The sequence below is a fragment of the Ferdinandcohnia jepli genome, from assembly GCF_047246645.1.
Taxonomy (GTDB): domain Bacteria; phylum Bacillota; class Bacilli; order Bacillales; family Bacillaceae_L; genus Ferdinandcohnia.
On record NZ_JBFOKR010000013.1, the window covers coordinates 92,882 to 110,165 of the forward strand.

Consider the following 17,284-nt stretch of genomic DNA (forward strand, 5'->3'; position numbering starts at 1 on the left):
AACAATTTCTTACTATTGTATGCACACATATTCAAATACCTTCTAGGATATAGCGTCCTTCATCTTAAAATAATACTTCATTAAACCAACTACCTTACCATGCTGACTAAAAAACGGAATAGGGCGTAAATCATTTTTTTCAAAAGGATTATTCCCCTTGTTTTCCGACAGGATATTCTCAGCGAGTAGTTTCCCCATTAGGGTGGACATTGCCGCACCATGCCCGGCATATCCAAATGCAAAGTGAGTTCCATCTTCGAGTTGGCCGATGTAAGGAAGCATATCCCTTGTGAAGCCAACCTTCCCACTCCAACTATATTCAACTTTATGATTCTTTAACTCAGGAAATACTCGATTCATTCCTTCCTGCAGCTTTACAAACAATGGTCCTATATCAGAGCTAATTGACCTTCCTGACCCGCCGAATACGATTCGATTATCAGGGGTTCTTCGAAAATAATAAAGCATATGTTTTGTATCAAAAACAGCTCTATTTTTTGGGATTAATGATGACACTAATTCCTCTGGCAGTCTTTCAGTAGCAATCATAATACTTTCAACAGGTATCACACTTCGAGAAATTGTTTTATGTAAATCTCCTGAATATGCATTTGTAACGATAACTAAATGTTCTGCTGTAACCCTCCCTTCAGCTGTCTCAATTGTTACCTTATTACCTGGTAATTTCTTAATCTGAATTGCTTCTGAGTTTTCATACACCTCTCCACCGAGGCTCTCTACAGTATCTGCCATACCTAGGACGTAGTTAAATGGATGGAAGGTTGCACTCTGCTCGTCAATACTTCCTCCATAATAAAAGTCTGTATTTAGTTCAGATTTCAGATCATTTTTTTCGATAACAGAAATTTTGTAATTAAAGTCTCGCGCAAGAGCCTCTTGCTCTTCTTTTAGCCATTGTATATGCGACTCTTTAAACGCTGCATAAAGATGCCCAGAACGTTGAAAGGAACACGAGATCTTATTCTCCTTTGTAATTTTCTCAATTAAATCTATCGAGTCTAATGACATTTGAAGCATCTTTCTTGCAGTTTCTAACCCTCTTTTTTTGGCAAGCGCACTCATTGAATCAATAAAACCTGTTAATATTTGTCCCCCGTTTCTTCCGCTTGCACCGCTTCCGATATAGTTTTTTTCAAGAACAATTGTTTTTACATTTCTTTTTTGTAAGTGATAGGCAGTTGATAATCCTGTAAAGCCACCACCAACAATGACAACATCACATTCTTTACTCCCTTTTAATGTAGTACGGTTTCTGGCAGGATTAGCCGTTACCTCCCACATTGACTGTTGTTTCATTGGATTCACCCCTTATCTAAAAACCTAGCGAAACGATTCTATAACATCTTTATGCAAGTAGCATACCAAGGAAGTTTTTTACAATTAGTTACATACTGACTCTATAGCCAGTTACATAGTTAGTAGCAAGAGTGGTTATGCAAAATTGAATAAGTTATTCACTAGTGCATATCTGTATATTCGGTATTTTCAAACATCATAAATGGACTGCTTTTTTAAAACTTGGAATGATTCTTGCATATTAGAATAGTAGATTAGTTGCAGGAGGGGTTGAAATGAATAAAGAGGATTTGCCTACAAGCAGGCCGGTTGTTATTCATACACAGGGTGATAAAAAGAAAAAGATAGAAACCACTGGTCCTGTCTGGATGATATCACCTGTTGCATTATGGATGATTGCATTTTTATTTATTCCTATTTTATTAATACTTATTGTTAGTTTTATGTCTAGAGGTACCTACGGTGGGATTGAATATGTATTTACACTGCAGAATTATGCACGTTTCTTTGATCCCTTATATCTAGACATCTTACTCATGTCGATTTTAATGGCTGCTGCAACCACTGGTATTTGTATTATTTTTGGATACCCGTTTGCCTATCTAATTGCTCGTTCTTCTCCAAAATATCGCACATTATTATTATTTCTTGTCATCATTCCTTTTTGGACGAACTCGTTAATTCGTACATATGCCTGGATCATCCTTTTGCGTACAGAAGGAGTAATTAATCATCTTCTTATGGGGCTCGGAATCATCTCAGAACCTCTTACGCTTCTTTATAACAGCGGCGCGATACTAATTGGCCTTGTGTATACTCTATTTCCATTTATGGTGTTGCCTCTTTATGCATCGATCGAAAAGCTCGATAAGTCCTACCTGGAGGCTGCCAGTGATTTAGGTGCAAAGGGTTGGCAAACCTTTTTGAAAATAACTTTACCACTTACAATGCCTGGTATCGTTGCAGGTTCACTGCTTGTTTTCATACCAACATTAGGTCTATTTTTTATCCCAGACCTAATGGGTGGTGCTAAAACCATGATGATCGGAAATTTAATTAAGAACCAGTTCCTAACAGCTAGAGATTGGCCATTCGGAGCTGCTTCTTCTGTAATTCTGGTCATTTTAACAATGATATTAATCTTTGTTTATTTACGTATATCAAAAGGGAATAAAGACGACTTGGGGGTGATGTAGCATGACTTCTAAATTAGCAAAATGGTCTTCTATTATTTATGGTGCATTGATTTATTCGTTTCTGTATATCCCAATACTTATCTTAATTTTATTCTCATTTAATGAATCTAAGCTTAATGCAGTTTGGACAGGATTCACTTTTGATTGGTATGCAAAACTTTGGACAAATACTGCAGTACTTGAAGCTGCTAAAATTACCATTATCGTTGCTATTGTCTCAACAATCGCTTCAACCATTTTAGGAACCCTTGTATCAGTAGGTATGTACAAATATCACTTCAAAGGGAAGTCTGCACTTGATGGAATGCTCTATATTCCTCTCGTAATGTCCGAAATTGTTATGGGAATTGCCTTGCTCGCATTTTTTTCAATGGTAAAAATGCCTCTTGGCATATGGACACTCATCATTTCACACATTACCTTTTGTATTCCTTATGTTGTAGTTGTTGTGCGTGCACGATTAAAAGGATTTGACCGTTCAGTTGAGGAAGCTGCAATGGATTTGGGGGCTAGCGAATGGCAAACCTTTCGACTCATTACATTGCCGATTATTGGTCCTGCGATCGTTGCGAGTGCATTATTATCTTTTACCATCTCATTAGACGATGTGATTGTTAGTTTCTTTGTGGCTGGACCAGGAAGTACAACGTTGCCGCTACAAATTTTTTCGATGGTTCGATATGGTGTTACACCTGAAATAAATGCATTATCTACTTTAATGCTTGTTGTCACACTAGTCGCTGTTATAATTGGTGAGCGTCTCCTGATGAAGAAAAATGTGTAAGAAAACCATTGTAATAGGTAACTATTACCATATAATAAGAATAAGACGTTGATTTTAAAATTTAATAGGGGGTGAATATTACTTTTGTATTCTCTTCTTGCCTACCTTTCTCTGTTCCTATTTTTAGTTACAACGGTTTTTGCCATTAAAGGGGCTCACAAATACTATTGGTTTGCTGCTCTATTTATTTATATTTTCAGCTTCCTAAGTGGTTTCTCAGTAGGACAACTTACAATTGGTTTAACATTTATTTTTTTAGTGCTTGCGATTGGTTATAGTTTCAAATGGATTAAAACTAGAATTCAAGTATTGTTAAGCACTGGAATAGGTTTTGTTCTTGCATACGTGGCAGTCGTTTACGTGGATGATGCATACTTGTTTTTCCCATTTAGATTTTTTATCTAATAATAAAGAGCTCAGTTATCTGAAATATGACTCCTTAAGCGAGTAGAAGTACATCTCAGATATCCAAGCTCTTTTTGGTTTATTCCTTCATAACGACTCCATGTTCAATTCCCCATGATAAGAATATATCCTTATCTATGTAATCAGCTGCTTCAGAGCGTCCTACCGGTTCGTTCACTACTACTTCTTTCCCATTTTCCAGTCGTACCACCATTTTTGAAACAGAACCAACGTATATTCTTTCTTTGAACTTTCCTTTTATTTTTACCGAATCTTCCCCCTTTGAATGGTCTGCATCAATCGAGATCCTCTCTGGGCGAATGGTTAAGAAAATCTTTTCGCCTACCTTTAACCCTTCATTTCTTACTTCTATTTCTTTTCCATCAAGATTTATATACGCGTATTTTGTACCTACCTTTATAATTTCACCTTCAAATAAATTTGTTTCTCCTATAAAATCAGCGACAAATTTAGTCTTTGGTTTTTCATATATGTCAACTGGGGTACCTATTTGCTCAACAAACCCATTATTCATAACAGCTATTCGGTCTGACATAGTAAGTGCTTCTTCCTGGTCATGTGTAACATAGATAAAGGTTATTTTTAATTGTTGTTGTAAATGCTTTAATTCTACCTGCATTTGTTTTCGAAGCTTTAAGTCAAGTGCCCCTAATGGTTCATCCAATAAAATTACTTTAGGATTATTAATCAATGCTCGTGCAATGGCAATTCTTTGTTTCTGTCCACCACTTAACTGTGCTGGAGTTCTATTTTCATAGCCTTGTAAACGAACAAGCTCCAGCATTTTAGTAACCTTTTCTTTGATTACAGCTTTATTTTCGCCTCGCATTTTTAAGCCAAAAGCAACATTATCAAAAATATTCATATGGGGAAAAAGAGCGTAGCTTTGAAATACAGTATTAACATTACGTTTATTTGCAGGAGTTCCATCCACTCTTTTTCCATCTAGAACAATGCTTCCAAATGTTGGCTGTTCGAAGCCTGCAACCATTCGTAAAGTAGTTGTTTTTCCACAACCACTTGGACCTAGTAAGGTTAAAAATTCTCCTTCTCTCACTTGTAGTGAAACATCCTGTACAACCTTGGTATCACCAAATTGTTTTGTCACGTTCTGCAATTCTACCATGTTCAGTGTCATTACATTATCTTCCCCCTTTGTATTCTACAAAAGTCTATGTGATGGTCTAAATAATTTTTCCCACAATAATTTGGTTTCTTTTATATAAATAGACATGCAATAAATATGCCAAGAAATTGAGTTGAGGCGTTTTAAAGTTAGATCTTTGTTGGTTGCAAGAGGCAATTAAATAAGGGGATCTACCTTTGGGAATTATCTTAAGCTAAAAAGCCCTCCGAATTAATGATCGGAGGGCAACATATTTTTTATGCTTTTAATTTCTCGAGTAGCTCTTCTACATAATGCTGTGCGGCTTGAGCAGCAATACTACCATCGCCAGTTGCTGTAACAATTTGACGTAGTGTTTTTTCACGGATATCGCCTGCAGCAAAAATTCCTGGAACTCTTGTTTCCATTTGTTCATTTGTTTCGATATAACCACTTGCGTTAGTAATACCAAGGTTTTCAAACGGCTTTGAAAGTGGAACCATACCAATGTAAATAAATACACCGTCAGCACCAAATTCTTTTTCTTCACCAGTTTGTGTATTCACAAGTGTTAAGCTTCCAACTTTACCGTCTTTTTCATGAATTTCTTTAACGGTATGATTCCAAATGAAATCAATTTTTTCGTTGTTAAACGCACGATTTTGAAGGATTTTTTGCGCACGTAATTCGTCTCGGCGGTGAACAATTGTAACCTTAGTTGCGAAACGAGTTAAGTAGACACCTTCTTCAACAGCAGAGTCTCCTCCACCCACAACGACAAGTTCTCTTCCTTTAAAGAACGCACCGTCACACACTGCACAATATGAAACTCCACGGCCACCAAGTTCTTTTTCACCAGGCACTCCGATTTTTTTGTATTCAGCTCCCGCAGAAATAATAACTGCACGAGCTTTAAATTGCTTGCTACCAGCAATAACTGTTTTATATTCTTCTCCATCAATTACTTCCTTGATGTCACCGTACGCATATTCAGCACCGAATTTTTTTGCGTGCTCAAACATTTTGGTAGATAGATCAGGACCTAGGATATGATCAAATCCTGGATAGTTTTCAACTTCCTCTGTGTTAGCCATTTGGCCTCCAGGGATTCCGCGCTCCAACATGAGAGTTGATAAGTTTGCACGAGAAGTATATACAGCAGCAGTCATACCCGCTGGGCCAGCTCCAATAATAATGACATCATAAATTTTCTCTTCAGTCATTTTTGTCACTCCTTACCTAGCTGAGAACAAAACTAGTGTGATTTATTGTAATAGTATTTCCTACCTCTATACTATAAAAACATGTCAAAATACGTCTATTAATATGCTCACTGAAGGAGTTCTTTCACATATTTAACATATTTCATCACAGTTGCCTTTGATATTTTGTATTTATCCGCTATTTCCTTTTGTGTGATTGTTCGAGACTGATGATTTCTCCAAATGTATTCAGTTGCAGCAGCCCATGCATGCCAGTTTGACACTTTGAACTGTCTCTTCACTGCTTCATCGTAAATCATAAGCCAAGTTAAATAGAGCTCTTCATTAGCTGTGTCATCATGTTTATTGTTCATAAACAGTGTATCGGCTATTTGGTACCCGTCAATAATATAAGCAGGAATGTTTTGGGTTTTCTTTCTCTTGCTTAGTACGTAGTTTGCGAATTCCTGTTCAATTGTTGCATGTAATTGGATATGCTTTAAGTCTTTACGTACTAATGAAGAATTTGTCTTGCTGGCTAAAAATAAACCATATAATCGTTCTTCAATAAAGTCTCCGTTTAGCCACCGATCAAGTACATCACTTATAGGCTTTGTACTATCTGATTCCCAAGGTGCAGTCCCTTTTTTCTCAGGATTTTCCTCAAGTACTCGTTTCCATGCATTTTTTGAAACCTCAATATGATCTGTATAATAAGCAGCATGTGATAACCAATAGAAAAAGGTATCGTCTCCTTCAAAGCCACTACGTTGTAAATTTCGTAACCATTTATAAGCAAGGTCATGTCTGCCGATTAGCCCAAACGTTGCTCCGAGCTTATAGCGATGCTCAACTAGAATTGGGTGAATGGTTGATAATCGATTTGTAAGTTCCTTCACCTTCTGTGTTTTCCGTTGGTAATATAAGAAAACTAGCGTATTACATAAAGCGTGCAAATTTCCTGGATTTTTATCAAGTACTTCCTCAAGGGTTTCCGATGCTTTTTCAACATCACCTGAATAAAAATAAGCCAGTGCCAAATTGTTATAAGCTGACCAAAACTCAGGATACTCCTTAGTTATTTGTTTTAATAAAGTCACCGCTTCATCAAGTCGACCCGTTTCAAGTAACTCGCGTGCTTCTTCCTGTTTAACAAGTAGTTCATCCTGCTGGTTAGGGGATTCATCATAATCGACTTCCTCTAAACTTAATAGATCCAGTAAATCCTCTGCATCTTCTGCAAAGTCTCCATCTGGTTCTCTACTCAGGTACTTTTCTGCATATCTGCCTGATTCTTGGAATAAGCCAAGGTGGGCATAATTATTTGCTATAAAATAAAAACACTCCGGCATATCAGAGTCGACTTCTTCAATAATAGAAGTGAGATATTTGTTTGAGGATAAGTAATCACCAATTTCAGTTAGCGCAACTGCTAATTGACACAAAAACATCGGCTCATCTGGTTCAAGCTGAATTGCCCGTTCAAAGTGCTTGATTGATTTATATATATCATGCTGTCTATAAGCTTTTAATCCCTTTTTAAAATAATACTCTCCCGTCTGGATAAACGGAATTACCTTCGTGCTATGCTGTCTTTCTTTTATGTTTTGTTTTTCCATCGGGACCTCCAAAAATAATTAGTACCGAACGTAGTATAACACATAAAAGACCCGAGAACATAGAGCCTGCTTGGTTAAAAGTATAAAAATGATGTGTGGATTGATTATAGAGGGGAATTGGGAAGTAGGTAGATTGTGGATATTGTGGATATTGTGGATATTGTTGATAGGCAGGTTGAGTTTACCTGGATTTTTTACGTTTCTGAGGCTATTTTTGTTGTAGGAAAGATACTGTGTCCTCCTGAGGTGGACAGTTGTCTTTTTGTGGTGCCTGACACCATTGGGGATTACTTGAATAATGTGGATAAGTGCATGCTTATGGAAAGCTAAAAAGAGCATGCTTTATAAAGAAAGCACGCTCTTCTGTGGATTGTTTTTTATCTGCGTTTTTGGAGTGCGTGTAGGACTTCGTCTAGTGGGAGCTTTTGCTCGCGTAATAGGACGAGTAGGTGGAAAAGTAAGTCAGCCGCTTCCCATTTTAGCTCTTCAGGGTCACGATTTTTTGCTGCAATGATAACTTCCGCTGCTTCTTCACCGACTTTTTTCAGTATCTTATCTACCCCTTTATCAAATAGGTAGGTAGTATACGATCCCTCTGGCATCTCCGCTTCACGCTCTGCAATTATTTTTTCCAGTTCACTAATAATCGCAAAACGATCACTGCTTTCGTTTTTGGAGTTTTCTTCCCCTAACAGACTGTCATTAAAACAAGAATAACTCCCAGTATGACAAGCTGGTCCTGCTGGTTCAACTAGCACTAGTATGGCATCCTGATCACAGTCGTATTTTATATCCACAATCTTTTGGGTATTCCCTGAGGTTTCCCCTTTATGCCATAACTCCTGACGAGAACGACTATAAAACCACGTTTCGCGCGTTTTAACTGATTTTCTCAGTGATTCTTCATTCATATATGCAAGTGTTAAAACCTCTTTACTACCACCATCCTGCACAATAGCTGGAGCAAGTCCCTTTTCATCAAATTTTACAGATTCTATATTCATCGGACATTTACCCCTTTCTCTTTTAAAAACGCTTTTACTTCTTTAACAGATGTTTCTTTATAGTGAAAAATACTTGCTGCCAATGCTGCATCTGCCTTACCTTCTTCAAAAGCTTCTACGAAGTGCTCTGCATTACCTGCTCCACCTGATGCAATAACTGGTACAGAAACTGCAGAACTAACTACATTCGTTAGCTTAAGATTAAATCCGTCCTTGCTTCCGTCTTTGTCCATACTCGTTAACAAGATTTCGCCTGCACCCCGCTTAACCGCTTCTTTTGCCCAAGCCACAACTTCCCAGTCTGTTGCGTTACGACCACCGTGGGTATAGACTCTCCAACTTCCTAGTGCTTCATCAAATCTAGCGTCAATCGCAACGACAATACATTGAGAGCCGAAGAAATCTGCACCTTCTTTGATTAAGTCTGGATTAAGAAGGGCTGCTGTGTTAAGTGAAACTTTGTCAGCACCCGCACGAAGGATTTTTTTCATGTCTTCTAGAGAGTTGATTCCTCCTCCAACTGTAAAAGGAATCGCAAGCTCTGCTGCAACTTGTTCAACTACCTCTATCATCGTTTTACGTCCTTCATGTGAAGCAGAGATATCTAAGAAAACAAGCTCATCGGCTCCCTCTGAATCATAAAACTTAGCAAGCTCAACAGGATCTCCAGCATCTCGCAGTTCAACAAACTGCACTCCTTTTACAACTCTTCCGTCCTTTACATCTAGACACGGAATAATTCGTTTTGTAATCATCAGGACTTCACCTCTTGTAAAGCCTCTCGGACAGAAAATTGGTTTGTATATAGGGCTTTTCCGACAATTGCGCCACAAACACCTTGACCAACTAATTCACTTAAGGCTGTCAGATCAGCCAACGAACTAACTCCACCAGATGCAATTACTTGTTTTCCTGTAACCGACGCTAGGTTCGCTACTGCTTCTAGATTTGGACCTGATAGCATCCCATCTGTTGCAATATCCGTAAATATAAAAACCTCTGCACCAGCATTGGCAAGTTCTACTCCTAGTTCAGTGGCTTTAACTGAAGACGTTTGTAGCCAGCCCTCTGTTGCAACATAACCGTTCTTTGCATCAATACCAATTGCGATTTTTTCTTTATAGATCTTGAGCATCTTTTTTACGAATGCTGGATTAGAAATTGCGGCGCTTCCTAAAATAACCCGGTCAACTCCGTTTTCGATGTAGTACTCTACATCCTCTTCCGTACGAATGCCCCCACCGATTTGCACCTTTGCGTTAAGCTTTTGTGCCACTTGAATGACATATTCGTCGTTTACGCGCTTGCCTGCTTTTGCTCCGTCCAAGTCAACCATATGGATCCATTCTGCTCCATCGTTTACGAACGCTTGAGCCATATCAAATGGGGAATCGCCGTAAATTGTTTCTTGATTATAATCACCTTGGAGGAGACGGACGCATTTTCCGCCTCTCATATCAATGGCTGGATAGATTGTAAATGTACTCATACAGTCACCTTCTTTTCTACGATTGCAGCATAATTTTTTAGAATTGCAAGACCAAGTTCACTGCTTTTTTCGGGGTGAAATTGTGTCCCAAATACGTTCCCCTTTCCAACTACAGCAGGTACTTCCACATCATAAGAACTACTCGCTAACACAACTTCTTGATCTGGTGTGGCTACGTAATAGGAATGGACGAAGTAAACGTGTCCGCCTTCCACACCTTTTAAGAGAGGAGAAGGGTTCTTTTTTTCAAGTTCGTTCCAACCCATATGTGGAACTTTGTATGATTCTCCTGATGAAGTAACACCAGGAATTTTTATGATTTTTCCATTTAAGAGACCCAGGCCAGCTGAGTGTCCATTTTCTTCGCTTTCCTGGAATAATAATTGCATGCCTAAGCAAATTCCTAGAAGCGGAGTACCAGAGTTTACTTCATCTTTTATAAAGGCAGCTAAGCCCGTTTCATTGAGAATGTCCATAGCGTCCTTAAACGAACCTACTCCTGGTAAAATTAATCCCTTCGTCTGTCTTAATTCTTCTGGTGAGCATGAAATGATATATTCATAATTCATTCGCTCAAGTGCTTTACTCACGCTGTATAAATTCCCCATGCCATAATCAATTATGCCGATCATTTATAACATTCCTTTCGTAGATGGAACCCCCTTAACACGCGGGTCAATCATCGTTGCTTCATCTAACGCACGACCTAATGCTTTAAATACCGCTTCAATCATATGGTGCGTGTTTTGCCCATAATGTACAATTACATGCAGGTTCATTCTTGCTTCTAATGCCAGCTTCCATAAAAACTCATGAACTAGCTCAGTATCAAAGGTTCCAACTCGAGAACTAGGAAACTCACCTTTTAATTCAAAATGAGGTCTGTTGCTCAAATCAATGACAACCTGCGCTAATGCTTCGTCCATTGGAACAAATGCATTTCCATAACGCTTTATCCCCTGCTTATCCCCAAGAGCTTCACGTAATGCCTGTCCTAGACAGATACCAATATCCTCTGTTGTATGGTGATCGTCTATTTCAACATCACCATCTGCATCAATTGATAAATTAAACTGACCATGCTTTGTAAAAAGGTCTAACATATGTGTTAAAAAAGGGACACCCGTTTCTAACTTTGAAATACCTTCTCCATCCACACTAAAATCCAACTTAATATCCGTCTCATTTGTCTTTCGCCCAACAACTGCCTGTCTCGTCATCACTAACACCTACCGTTTATGAAATATGTAAACTTGTAAATTACTTTTAAAATGCTTGTGGATTATTGGGCTTATTATGTTGTCAGATATGCACATAATCCACAAAGTCCACAATGGTGCCTGACACCATAGAAATACAAATGTCCTCCTGAGGTGGACACTACACCTTATACTGAGTTATTCTTCAGGAGGACTTCCTGCATTTTGTCATGCTCACAATTATTTAAGACGTTCTTCCACCGCTCTAGCGTGGGCTTCTAAGCCTTCTAGTCTTGCAAATGCGGCTATTTTGGGACCATTTTCTTCTAGTGCCTGTTTACTATAGGAGATGATACTGGACTTTTTAGTAAAGTCATCTACATTTAATGGACTTGAGAAACGCGCTGTCCCGTTTGTGGGTAACACGTGATTTGGTCCTGCAAAATAATCTCCGACAGGCTCCGAACTGTATCGCCCTACAAAGATAGCACCTGCATGTCTAATTTTGCTAACAAGCTCCATCGGTTCTTCTGTCATAATCTCTAAATGCTCTGGAGCGAGTTCATTCACAACTTTAATTGCTTGTTCAAGATCCTCCGTTACGTAAATAGCCCCATAATCAGTTATCGATGCTTTTGCAATATTCACACGTGGTAAAAGCTTTACCTGTCTTTCTACCTCAATAGAAACCTGCTCTGCCAGCTCCATGGAATGGGTCACAAGGATACTTGACGCACGCTCATCATGCTCAGCCTGTGACAAAAGATCTGTTGCTACTTCATTTGCCAATGCACTATCATCAGCTAAAACGACAATCTCACTTGGACCAGCAATCATGTCGATATCGACATTTCCATATACTTCACGCTTGGCAAGTGCAACAAATATGTTCCCTGGTCCTACAATTTTATCCACAGGTTGAATAGTATCTGTACCAAAAGCAAGTGCCCCCACCGCTTGCGCTCCACCAACCTTGTAAATCTCACCTACACCTAAAATATCAGCTGCTACTAAAACCCCGGCAGGAATGCTTCCATCTTTACCAGGGGGAGATACCATCACAATCCTTTCAACACCAGCTACTTGGGCTGGTACCACATTCATTAAAACGGAAGAAGGGTACGCAGCTTTTCCACCAGGCACATACACGCCAACTGCATCAAGCGGTGTAATTTTTTGACCAAGAATCGTACCGTTATCCTTCATCGTCATCCAAGACTGTTTGACCTGACGGGAATGGAAGTCTTGAATATTTTCAGCAGCTTCTTTTATTATGCCTACTACATCTTTATCTACTTTTTTATACGCTTCTTCTATTTCCGCCCGACTAACCTTTAAATCAGAAAGAGAAACACCGTCAAATTTCTCGGTATACTTTTTTAAGGCGTAATCCCCTTTGGTTTTAACCTCAGAGAGGATTTCTAAAACTGCTTGCCGTTGCTCCTCTGTCCCGCTATCAATAGTTCTTTTAAGGGAAACAGTGCTCGTTACACGTTCTATCCGCATCCTTTGTTAGTCCTTTCTATCTAATCTGTTATTGTGAAACAACCTTTGAAAGCCGCTCTACAATCTCATCGATTTGTTGGTCTTTTAAACGATAACTCACAGGATTCACAATTAAACGCGAAGTAATGTCCGCGATATGTTCTAACTCTACAAGACCGTTCTCTTTTAGCGTACGTCCAGTCGAAACAATATCCACAATACGGTCAGCAAGCCCAATAAGTGGAGCAAGCTCAATCGAACCATTCAGCTTAATAATTTCGACTTGCTCCCCATTTTCTCGAAAATAACTTGATGCAATCTTCGGATATTTCGTTGCAATTTTAGGAGCAACGCCCGTTATCCTTGTATTAGGTAAACCAGCTACTGCTAGATAACATTTGCTAATTTGAAGATCAAGAACTTCATAGACATCACGTTCTTCCTCAAGCATAACGTCTTTCCCGGCAATGCCAAGGTCTGCAACTCCATGCTCGACATATGTTGTCACATCCATCGGCTTTGCTAACATAAACCGAAACGATTCCTCAGGAACATCGATAATTAGCTTTCGAGAGTCATCAAATTCAGGCGGAAGAGCATAGCCAGCCTTTCGTAAAAGCTCAACTGCATCTTCAAAGATTCTTCCTTTAGGCATGGCAATCGTTAATATATCTTTCATCACTTCTCCTCCTTCTTGGAATTCCCAATGAAAAAGGTAACTTCATTAAACGCCTTAACACATGCATCAACATCTTTTAATCCAGCAATATCTTGTAAAATCACTCGTTCACCTTGTTCTCTTCTCTCCATAGCAAATCGAATCGCTTCTTCTCGTTGCTCTGAGCTAAAAACAACACAATGAATAGCTGCTTCCGTATTAGGTAAATCTAACGCTTCAATTAATCGATCTAGCCGTACCGCAAATCCTGTCGCTGGTGCTGGGCGATCAAATTTATCAAACAATTGATCGTAGCGGCCGCCGTTTCCTACTAAAAATCCTACATTTTCTGCATATACCTCAAATAAAATACCTGTGTAATAACTCATATGACTCACAAGGTTAAAGTCTATTTTTATATGCTCTGTTACACCAAAGGCCTTTAGTTTTTGCCAAAGTTGCTCAAGCTCATCAACCGCTTTTCTCCCACTTTCGCTTTCTACGAGTTCCTTTGCATACGGTATTTTCGTCTCATCACCTCTTAATTGTAAAAGGCTTAGTAAACGTTGCTTATCAATTGATGAAAGTTGCAGGTTATTCACATGCTGTCTGTAACCAACATAATTCTTTTCATATAAATATCGACGAAGTACATCGGCTCTTTCTTCATTTCCAAGAATTTCAATGAAAAGAGATTTCACATATCCAATATGGCCAATTGGAACAGTAAAATTAGTAAGCCCCGCTTGTTTCAAAGCCGAAATCATTAATGCAATAACCTCTGCATCAGCACTTGTTGTACTGTCTCCAATGAACTCAATACCAATTTGTTCAAATTCAGCAGGTCTGCCGCCTTCTCGTTGTTGGGCACGGAATACATTTTCCGAATAAGCAAGTCGTAACGGGTAGCCTTCCTTGTATAAACGGGAAGCTGCAACACGGGCAATCGGTGCTGTTAAATCTGGTCGTAATACAAGAGTTTGACCTTGTTGATCAAGTAGCTTAAACAACTGGCGATCTAGAATCGCGGAAGCTTCTCCAATTGTTTCGTAATATTCAAGAGTGGGTGTTTCAATGTATTGATATCCCCAACTTTCAATTTTTCTAGATATCGCATTACGGACTGTTTTTTTCGCTTCAAATAAAGCCGGTAATGTGTCTCTCATCCCTAAAGGCTTTTCAAACATTAACACGTTTTTCACCACCAAAATTTTATATACTTATCTTTTGTTAAAAACCTTATATTATCAATAGTTTAATAGGCATATAGTAATAATCAATTTATGAGTTCACTTTAGTTCGCTAATATACTACCAAAGTAAAGTATACCTTATTTTACACCTTAGCTATAGTAGCGTCAACCAAAAGTCGTGTGAATTCCTGGAAGAGAAGAACGTTTTTTTGTTTTTCTTCTGTTTTATTCACCTTGTGAATTGTGGATAATCTGAGGTGTGAATTAGGTTAGATGTGGATTATGTTGATAAAGTGGATAACTCAGTTAGAAAAAATGTAAGCAAGAGAGGAAGAAGAGAGGATAAAAATGGAATATAGTGTCCTCCTGAGGTGGACAAGTGTATTTTTATGGTGCCTGACACCATTGTGTATAGTGGGGATAATGAGGATAAGTTACATGCTCAAAAAAAGAGGAGGGCCTGTCCTATTGGACTGGTCCCTCCTCTTGTAGGCGTTGTTGCATTTGTTCTTTTGTGTAGATGATTTGCATGGGGTTGCCTCCGACGAAGCAGCCGGGCGGTACATCTTTGTGTACGAGTGTGCCTGCTGATACGATTGCTCCGTCCCCTATTTCTACCCCTGGTAGAATGGTTGAGTTTGCACCAATCATAACCTCGCTGCCAATTTTTACATCCCCAAGTCTATATTCCTTAATTAAGTATTCATGGGCCAGTATGGTTGTGTTGTAGCCAATGACTGTGTTTCGACCAACACTTATTTTTTCAGGAAACATCACATCAAGCATAACCATAAGTGCAAATGATGTTTGATCTCCAACCTTCATTCCCAGAAAGTTTTTGTATAACCAGTTCTTCACTGCTAGAAATGGTGTATATCTTGCCAGTTGTATCACAATAAAGTTTCGGACAACCTTCCAAAAGGGAACGGTTTTATAAACATGCCAAAGCGAATTTGCACCAGAGACAGGATAACGTGTTGTCCTCCTCACTTATGTGGTACCTCACGTTCGTTTTGTTTTGTAGATGCATTTTCTGTTGTTCCAACCAACTTCAGTAAATCATTCATTGTTTCAAGCATAAAATCGGGCTCATATTTTAGAAGGAATTCACTACCCTTTGCTGACCATGCTACACCTGCAGTAAGGGTATCTGCATTTTTTCCTGATAAAATATCATGATAATTATCCCCTATCATTATTGCCTCTTCAGCCTTAGCATCTAATAAAGATAGAGCAAGTTGAACTGGTTCAGGGTCTGGTTTTGGCTTTTTTACATCATCAAGTGTTACGATGACATCAAAAAATTGATCTAATTTTGTTAGCTTCAATCCCATATTGACTGTATTTCTCATTTTTGTTGTTACAATTCCCAGCTTAAGTCCTTGCTCCTTAAGGGCTTTTATTGTATTGAATACCCCAGGAAACTCAGTCACAAGTTCATCATGTTTTTCATGATTAAACCTGCGGTATTCAGCAACCATCTCTTCCGCCCGATCAGGATCTAATGATGTAAATGTCTCATATAATGTAGGACCATTAAATGGGATGACATCTTCCTTCGTATATTGACCTGGATAATAAATTTCAAGTGTGTGTAAAAAAGATTCACTAATTAATTCATTCGTATCTATTAATGTCCCATCTAAATCAAATAACAGTGTATTAATTGCCATATACTGCTTCCTTTCTGCTATTATGCTCTACCCGTCTCCAGATAAATGCAACCACCATTGTTAATAAGGTTGCTGTTACGAGGCGAATGATAAGCAATGGTAAAACAGGTATGCCAAGTGGAATAAAAATAAGGGTATCCTCGACGACAGCGTGACACGCTACTAGGAAAATAAACGCCAATGTTAAATCCTTTTTACTTACATTATCCTCTTTTACTGCCTGAATCATTACACCTGCTCCGAAAGCTAGCCCGAACAATATTCCCGCTGCTAATGTTGTAGATGTGTTCTCCCTCATCCCCAGCACCTTAGTGACAGGTGACATCCATTTCGAAAATACATCTAGCCACTTTAATTCCTTTAAGATCTGAATCACGATCATAAGAGGAATGACAATGACTGCTAATTGTAGAATTCCAAGTGATGCTTTTTCTATTCCGGCAAATAAAATACTTCCCAAACCACTCACTTGTTCATCAGAGGCTGACACCAGTCCATACTTTGCTAGTTCACTTCCACCTTGCCAAACTAGATTAATAACGAATGCGGAGAAAAACGCAAGCCCAAGTCTTACTAAAACGATAATCCAAATCTTAATACCTACTTTTGCAGCAACAGTAGATTCGATAATCATATTATGTGAGAATGATAGCATTACAGCCAAAATAAACACTTCTTTTACTGTTAAATCAAGGGTTAATATTGCGCCAATTCCCGCATACAAGTTTAAGAAATTCCCTAATACTAATGGAATAGCTGCGTCACCTGATAATCCAAACCAGCCCATTATTGGAGAAATCCATTTGATAACCCAATCCAACGCTGGTGTGTGTTGCAAAAGTGCAACGATAAGGGTTACGGGAAAAATGACTTTTCCTAATGTCCAAGTAGTCTTTAATCCAACGACTAGCCCTCTTTTGATTGTCTCTAGCAAA

19 protein-coding genes are annotated in these 17,284 nt (G+C 38.7%); 4 read left to right on the forward strand and 15 right to left on the reverse strand.

Going from position 1 to position 17,284, the window contains the following annotated elements; all coding sequences use genetic code 11:
• Nucleotides 1-42: 42 nt before the first annotated feature.
• On the reverse strand, nucleotides 43-1,317 hold the full coding sequence (locus AB3M96_RS14940; RefSeq protein WP_412968424.1) for an NAD(P)/FAD-dependent oxidoreductase: 1,275 nt from the start codon (nucleotides 1,315-1,317) through the stop codon (nucleotides 43-45).
• A gap of 368 nt (nucleotides 1,318-1,685) precedes the next feature.
• Between AB3M96_RS14940 and potB the strand changes: the two genes are divergently transcribed.
• From potB to AB3M96_RS14955, 3 genes are all read left to right on the forward strand, one after another.
• Nucleotides 1,686-2,513 (forward strand): spermidine/putrescine ABC transporter permease PotB, encoded by an 828-nt coding sequence (gene potB, locus AB3M96_RS14945; RefSeq protein ID WP_412968502.1) that lies wholly within the window; start codon nucleotides 1,686-1,688, stop codon nucleotides 2,511-2,513.
• A gap of 1 nt (nucleotide 2,514) precedes the next feature.
• Nucleotides 2,515-3,297: an ABC transporter permease gene (locus tag AB3M96_RS14950; protein ID WP_412968425.1), complete on the forward strand. Its 783-nt coding sequence runs from the start codon at nucleotides 2,515-2,517 to the stop codon at nucleotides 3,295-3,297.
• An 84-nt stretch (nucleotides 3,298-3,381) separates the two neighbouring features.
• On the forward strand, nucleotides 3,382-3,702 hold the full coding sequence (locus AB3M96_RS14955; protein WP_412968426.1) for a hypothetical protein: 321 nt from the start codon (nucleotides 3,382-3,384) through the stop codon (nucleotides 3,700-3,702).
• A 79-nt stretch (nucleotides 3,703-3,781) separates the two neighbouring features.
• Here AB3M96_RS14955 and AB3M96_RS14960 read toward each other — a convergent pair whose 3' ends face one another.
• The 3 genes from AB3M96_RS14960 to AB3M96_RS14970 all read right to left on the reverse strand — a co-directional run bounded on the left by AB3M96_RS14960 (nucleotide 3,782) and on the right by AB3M96_RS14970 (nucleotide 7,649).
• On the reverse strand, nucleotides 3,782-4,861 hold the full coding sequence (locus AB3M96_RS14960; protein WP_412968427.1) for an ABC transporter ATP-binding protein: 1,080 nt from the start codon (nucleotides 4,859-4,861) through the stop codon (nucleotides 3,782-3,784).
• A 245-nt stretch (nucleotides 4,862-5,106) separates the two neighbouring features.
• Nucleotides 5,107-6,051 (reverse strand): thioredoxin-disulfide reductase, encoded by a 945-nt coding sequence (gene trxB / locus AB3M96_RS14965; RefSeq protein ID WP_412968428.1) that lies wholly within the window; start codon nucleotides 6,049-6,051, stop codon nucleotides 5,107-5,109.
• A gap of 107 nt (nucleotides 6,052-6,158) precedes the next feature.
• Entirely contained in the window at nucleotides 6,159-7,649 is a 1,491-nt protein-coding gene (locus AB3M96_RS14970) for a tetratricopeptide repeat protein (RefSeq protein ID WP_412968429.1), read from the reverse strand.
• Nucleotides 7,650-7,784: 135 nt separating this feature from the next.
• Here AB3M96_RS14970 and AB3M96_RS14975 point away from each other — a divergent pair, with 135 nt between their 5' ends.
• On the forward strand, nucleotides 7,785-7,979 hold the full coding sequence (locus tag AB3M96_RS14975) for a hypothetical protein (protein WP_412968430.1): 195 nt from the start codon (nucleotides 7,785-7,787) through the stop codon (nucleotides 7,977-7,979).
• Nucleotides 7,980-8,026: 47 nt separating this feature from the next.
• Here AB3M96_RS14975 and hisIE read toward each other — a convergent pair whose 3' ends face one another.
• From hisIE to AB3M96_RS15030, 11 genes are all read right to left on the reverse strand, one after another.
• Nucleotides 8,027-8,653 (reverse strand): bifunctional phosphoribosyl-AMP cyclohydrolase/phosphoribosyl-ATP diphosphatase HisIE, encoded by a 627-nt coding sequence (hisIE, locus tag AB3M96_RS14980; RefSeq protein ID WP_412968431.1) that lies wholly within the window; start codon nucleotides 8,651-8,653, stop codon nucleotides 8,027-8,029.
• On the reverse strand, nucleotides 8,650-9,408 hold the full coding sequence (gene hisF, locus AB3M96_RS14985; protein ID WP_412968432.1) for an imidazole glycerol phosphate synthase subunit HisF: 759 nt from the start codon (nucleotides 9,406-9,408) through the stop codon (nucleotides 8,650-8,652). Before hisF ends, hisIE begins: the two co-directional genes overlap by 4 nt.
• Complete coding sequence (gene hisA / locus AB3M96_RS14990; protein WP_412968433.1) at nucleotides 9,408-10,142, reverse strand: 1-(5-phosphoribosyl)-5-[(5-phosphoribosylamino)methylideneamino]imidazole-4-carboxamide isomerase; 735 nt, start codon at nucleotides 10,140-10,142, stop codon at nucleotides 9,408-9,410. Before hisA ends, hisF begins: the two co-directional genes overlap by 1 nt.
• Entirely contained in the window at nucleotides 10,139-10,774 is a 636-nt protein-coding gene (gene hisH / locus AB3M96_RS14995; protein WP_412968434.1) for an imidazole glycerol phosphate synthase subunit HisH, read from the reverse strand. The genes hisA and hisH overlap by 4 nt, the downstream gene beginning before the upstream one ends.
• Nucleotides 10,775-11,362: an imidazoleglycerol-phosphate dehydratase HisB gene (gene hisB / locus AB3M96_RS15000; protein WP_412968435.1), complete on the reverse strand. Its 588-nt coding sequence runs from the start codon at nucleotides 11,360-11,362 to the stop codon at nucleotides 10,775-10,777.
• A 219-nt stretch (nucleotides 11,363-11,581) separates the two neighbouring features.
• On the reverse strand, nucleotides 11,582-12,847 hold the full coding sequence (gene hisD, locus AB3M96_RS15005) for a histidinol dehydrogenase (RefSeq protein ID WP_412968436.1): 1,266 nt from the start codon (nucleotides 12,845-12,847) through the stop codon (nucleotides 11,582-11,584).
• A 28-nt stretch (nucleotides 12,848-12,875) separates the two neighbouring features.
• Nucleotides 12,876-13,505: an ATP phosphoribosyltransferase gene (gene hisG / locus AB3M96_RS15010; protein WP_412968437.1), complete on the reverse strand. Its 630-nt coding sequence runs from the start codon at nucleotides 13,503-13,505 to the stop codon at nucleotides 12,876-12,878.
• Nucleotides 13,505-14,677 carry an ATP phosphoribosyltransferase regulatory subunit gene (locus AB3M96_RS15015; RefSeq protein WP_412968438.1) on the reverse strand — a complete coding sequence of 391 codons (1,173 nt, stop codon included), beginning with the start codon at nucleotides 14,675-14,677 and terminating at the stop codon, nucleotides 13,505-13,507. The genes hisG and AB3M96_RS15015 overlap by 1 nt, the downstream gene beginning before the upstream one ends.
• A gap of 464 nt (nucleotides 14,678-15,141) precedes the next feature.
• Entirely contained in the window at nucleotides 15,142-15,666 is a 525-nt protein-coding gene (locus AB3M96_RS15020; RefSeq protein ID WP_412968439.1) for an acyltransferase, read from the reverse strand.
• Nucleotides 15,663-16,349, reverse strand: a complete 687-nt coding sequence (ppaX, locus tag AB3M96_RS15025; RefSeq protein ID WP_412968440.1) for a pyrophosphatase PpaX — start codon at nucleotides 16,347-16,349, stop codon at nucleotides 15,663-15,665. The genes AB3M96_RS15020 and ppaX overlap by 4 nt, the downstream gene beginning before the upstream one ends.
• Complete coding sequence (locus AB3M96_RS15030; protein WP_412968441.1) at nucleotides 16,339-17,283, reverse strand: nucleoside recognition domain-containing protein; 945 nt, start codon at nucleotides 17,281-17,283, stop codon at nucleotides 16,339-16,341. Before AB3M96_RS15030 ends, ppaX begins: the two co-directional genes overlap by 11 nt.
• Between the last annotated feature and the right edge of the window lies 1 nt (nucleotide 17,284).

Coding starts and splice junctions, on each gene's coding strand:
- AB3M96_RS14940 (WP_412968424.1), bottom strand. CDS start 1,317: ATGAAACAACAGTCAATGTGGGAGGTAACGGCTAATCCTGCCAGAAAC.
- potB (WP_412968502.1), top strand. CDS start 1,686: ATGATATCACCTGTTGCATTATGGATGATTGCATTTTTATTTATTCCT.
- AB3M96_RS14950 (WP_412968425.1), top strand. CDS start 2,515: ATGACTTCTAAATTAGCAAAATGGTCTTCTATTATTTATGGTGCATTG.
- AB3M96_RS14960 (WP_412968427.1), bottom strand. CDS start 4,861: ATGACACTGAACATGGTAGAATTGCAGAACGTGACAAAACAATTTGGT.
- trxB (WP_412968428.1), bottom strand. CDS start 6,051: ATGACTGAAGAGAAAATTTATGATGTCATTATTATTGGAGCTGGCCCA.
- AB3M96_RS14970 (WP_412968429.1), bottom strand. CDS start 7,649: ATGGAAAAACAAAACATAAAAGAAAGACAGCATAGCACGAAGGTAATT.
- hisIE (WP_412968431.1), bottom strand. CDS start 8,653: ATGAATATAGAATCTGTAAAATTTGATGAAAAGGGACTTGCTCCAGCT.
- hisF (WP_412968432.1), bottom strand. CDS start 9,408: ATGATTACAAAACGAATTATTCCGTGTCTAGATGTAAAGGACGGAAGA.
- hisA (WP_412968433.1), bottom strand. CDS start 10,142: ATGAGTACATTTACAATCTATCCAGCCATTGATATGAGAGGCGGAAAA.
- hisH (WP_412968434.1), bottom strand. CDS start 10,774: ATGATCGGCATAATTGATTATGGCATGGGGAATTTATACAGCGTGAGT.
- hisB (WP_412968435.1), bottom strand. CDS start 11,362: ATGACGAGACAGGCAGTTGTTGGGCGAAAGACAAATGAGACGGATATT.
- hisD (WP_412968436.1), bottom strand. CDS start 12,847: ATGCGGATAGAACGTGTAACGAGCACTGTTTCCCTTAAAAGAACTATT.
- hisG (WP_412968437.1), bottom strand. CDS start 13,505: ATGAAAGATATATTAACGATTGCCATGCCTAAAGGAAGAATCTTTGAA.
- ppaX (WP_412968440.1), bottom strand. CDS start 16,349: ATGGCAATTAATACACTGTTATTTGATTTAGATGGGACATTAATAGAT.